The sequence below is a fragment of the Nevskiales bacterium genome, from assembly GCA_035574475.1.
Classification (GTDB): Bacteria; Pseudomonadota; Gammaproteobacteria; order Nevskiales; family DATLYR01; genus DATLYR01.
The window spans coordinates 1-3,465 of record DATLYR010000146.1 but is presented as its reverse complement, the minus strand read 5'-3'; the positions used below and the strand labels follow the sequence as shown (position 1 = coordinate 3,465).

Annotated in this window: 4 protein-coding genes; 3 read left to right on the top strand and 1 reads right to left on the bottom strand. The window is 69.4% G+C overall.

Annotated elements, in window-relative coordinates; all coding sequences use genetic code 11:
- On the top strand, window positions 1-1,121 hold a 1,121-nt coding region (locus VNJ47_08600), incomplete at its 5' end, for a hypothetical protein (GenBank protein HXG28895.1).
- A 51-nt stretch (window positions 1,122-1,172) separates the two neighbouring features.
- Here the strand turns inward: VNJ47_08600 and VNJ47_08595 are convergent.
- Window positions 1,173-1,946 carry an enoyl-CoA hydratase gene (locus tag VNJ47_08595; protein ID HXG28894.1) on the bottom strand — a complete coding sequence of 258 codons (774 nt, stop codon included), beginning with the start codon at window positions 1,944-1,946 and terminating at the stop codon, window positions 1,173-1,175.
- Between the two features lie 131 nt (window positions 1,947-2,077).
- Here VNJ47_08595 and VNJ47_08590 point away from each other — a divergent pair, with 131 nt between their 5' ends.
- Window positions 2,078-2,530, top strand: a complete 453-nt coding sequence (locus VNJ47_08590; GenBank protein HXG28893.1) for a helix-turn-helix domain-containing protein — start codon at window positions 2,078-2,080, stop codon at window positions 2,528-2,530.
- Between the two features lie 29 nt (window positions 2,531-2,559).
- The coding region (locus VNJ47_08585) for an MFS transporter (GenBank protein ID HXG28892.1) at window positions 2,560-3,465 on the top strand (906 nt) is incomplete at its 3' end.

The following is a 3,465-nucleotide window of genomic DNA, read 5'->3' as shown; positions in this document are numbered from 1 at the left end:
CGGTGATGACGGATTCCACCTGCTGCATCGCCGCCAGCTACGAGGCCAAGCGCTTCGGCGTCAAGACCGGCACCAACGTCGGTGAAGCCAAACGGATGTGCCCGGGCCTGGTCTGCGTGCCGGCACGCCATGAACGCTACGTCGAATACCACCAGGCCCTGCTCAAGGTGATCGACACCTGCATCCCGGTGGACGAGGTGTGCTCGATCGACGAGGTGGCCTGTTCGCTGACCGGCAGCTGGCGGCAGCGTGACAAGGCGATGAGCGTCGCGCGCCAGGTCAAGCGGGCCATCCGCCGCGAGGTCGGCGAATGCCTGACCAGCTCGATCGGCATCGCACCCAACCGCTTCCTGGCCAAGACCGCCGCCGACATGCAGAAGCCCGATGGCCTGGTGGTGATCGAGCAGGCCGAGCTGCCGCAGGCCCTGCATGGGCTTGCGCTGCGCGACCTGTGCGGCATCGGCCCGCGCATGGAGGCGCGGCTGAAGCGCGCCGGCATCCACACGGTCGCGGCGCTGTGCGCCGCGGACAAGGCCGCGCTGCGGCGCGTCTGGGGCGGTGTCGAGGGCGAGCACATGCACGATCTGCTGCGCGGCCTCGCGGTGTATGCGCCGCCGACCGCGCGCGGCAGCATCGGGCATTCGCACGTGCTGCCGCCGGAGCTGCGCAACGACCGGGACGCGCGCGCCGTGCTGCACCGGCTGCTGCAGAAGGCCGCGCTGCGCCTGCGCCGCATGGGCTATTGCGCCGGTGGACTGTGGCTCAGCATCCGTTATGGCGGCGGCGCCGGCGGCTGGTCGGAGGAGGCGCGTTTCCTGGAAACCCAAGACACGCGCGAGCTGATCCAGGTGCTGAACGCGCTGTGGTCGCGGCGACCGCAGGGTGCGGGCAGGCCGATGTATGTCGGTGTCACCCTGGTGCGGCTGATTCCGGCCAGCCAGGCCACACCCTCGCTGTTCGCGCCGGCCCGCTCGCGCGGCGCCTTGCAGAATGCCGTGGACCGCATCAATCTGCGTTATGGGAAGCACGCGCTGTATTTCGGTGGCGCGCACGGCGGACATGCCGCCGCGCCGCTGCGCATCGCCTTCAACCGCATTCCCGATCTCGAAACCGAGCGCTGACGGGGTCGCCCGTGTCGGGGTCGAGCCGCCCCTCCGACCACCCGCCAGGCGTCACTGGAAACGCGAAAAATCCGGTTTGCGTTTCTGCAGGAAGGCGCTGAAGGCTTCCAGCGCCTCCGGCTGCTTGAGCATCGGCATGAAGGTGTCGAACTCGGCCGGGATCACCTTGAGGATTTCCTCGCGGTTCCAGCGCTTGAGCAGCGCCTTGGTGCTGCGCAGCGCGGCAGGCGGCAGGCTGGCGAGCCGGCGCGCCTTGTCCAGCGCACGCGCCTGGTACTGGTCATCCGGCAGCACCTCGTTCACCAGCCCGTACTCGAGCGCCTTCTGCGCGCCGAAGGGCTCCGCCAGCAGTACCAGCTCGGCCGCGCGCGCATGGCCCATGATCCGCGGCAGCAGATAGCTCGCGGCAAATTCGGGACAGATGCCGATGCTGACGAAGGGCATGTGCAGGCGCGCGCTGGCGCCGGCGTAGACCAGGTCGCAGTGCAGCAGCAGGGTCGTGCCGACGCCGACCGCCGGCCCGTTGACCGCGGCCACGATGGGCTTCGTGCAGCCGGCCATGGCCAGCATGAAGCGCAGCACCGGATTGTCGGCGCTGGCCTGCGGCATGGTGAGGAAGTCCTGGATGTCGTTGCCGCTGCAGAAGCAGTCCGGCGTGCCGGTGAGCAGCGCCACGCGCACCGCCGGATCGCTGTTCGCGCGCGTGAACGCCTCGGCCAGCGCGGTGTACATGGCCTGGTTGAGCGCGTTCTTTTTGTCCGGGCGGTTGAGGCGGATCTGCAGGATGCCGTCGAGATGGTCCACGACGACGTGTTCGGTGCTCATTAAAGGTGTCTCCATGCGGGTGGCGCTGCGGGGCAGGGCGGGTTTGCAGGGCTGCGGCTGCCGTGTCAATCTTTCGAGGAGACCGACGATACTATCGTCGGTTCCCTGACACAACCATAAGGGGCCCGAGCATGCAGCGGACCAGCTTTGCCGACATGCCCTGTTCCATCGCGCGCACGCTGGACGTGGTGGGCGAATGGTGGACGCTGCTGATCATTCGCGACATCTTCAATGGCGTACGTCGCTTCGATGACCTGCTGGACCATCTCGGGATATCGCGCAACATTCTCACCGACCGGCTCAACTCGCTGGTGGACAAGGGCGTGCTCAAGCGTGCGCGCTACCAGGAACGCCCGGCGCGCTACGAATACCGGCTGACCGAGAAGGGCCTGGACCTGCTGCCGATCCTGCTGCTGCTGATGCGCTGGGGCGACAAGTGGCAGGCCGGCGAGGCGGGCGCACCGGTCACGGTGATCCACACGGATTGCGGGCATGAGACCAGCGCCACGGTGGTGTGCTCAGCCTGCGGGCAGCCGCTGATCGCGGGCCACCTGCATCTGCGGGTCAACGCGCCGGCGGCCTGAGGTCGCGCGCCGCGCCATCCGGAGCCGGCATGCCGCGACGCGATAAGTTTCTGCTGCTGGCCGCCCTGTATCTGGCGCAGGGACTGCCGTTCGGTTTCTTCACCCAGGCCCTGCCGGTGCTGATGCGCGAGCAGGGGTTGTCGCTCAAGGCGATCAGCGCCACCAGCCTGCTGTTCCTGCCCTGGGCGCTGAAGTTCCTGTGGGCGCCGCTGGTGGACCGGCTCGGCACGCGCCGGCAGTGGATCCTGGCGATGCAGGGGCTGTCGGTCGCCGGCGCGCTGCTGCTGTGCCTCAGCCGGCCGGAGCGCTCGATCTGGATCGTGTTCGCGGCGCTGTTGCTGTTCAACCTGTTCGCCGCGATCCAGGACGTGGCCACCGACGGTCTGGCGGTGCGCCTGCTGGACACCCGCGAGCGCGGCGGCGGCAACGGCGTGCAGGTCGGCGCCTATCGTATCGGCATGATCCTCGGTGGCGGCCTGCTGCTGTGGGTGTTCGCGCGCGCCGGCTGGCAGGCGATGTTCGTCGGCATGGCGAGCCTGCTGGCGTTGACCAGCCTGCCGGTGCTGCGCCTGCGCGAGAACGGCGCGGCGGCGCCACGCGCGCCGACGCCACGTGGGCTGCTGCTGGAATGGGCCGCGCGCCTGCGCGTGCCCGGCATGCTGGGCTTCCTCGTGCTGATCGGCGCCTACAAGTTCGGCGATTCCATGGCCTCGGCCATGGTCGGGCCGATGCTGCGTGACCACGGTTTCAGCAAGGAGGCGATTGCGCTGCTCAAAGGCACGCTCGGCTCGGCCGCGGCCCTGGCCGGCGCCGCGCTGGGCGGTGCACTGGCCTGGCGCGCGGGGCGGCGTGCAGCCCTGCTGGCCTGCGGCATCCTGCAGACCCTGAGCATCGCCCTGTATGCGGCCGGCGTGCAGGGCATCGGGGGCAGCGGC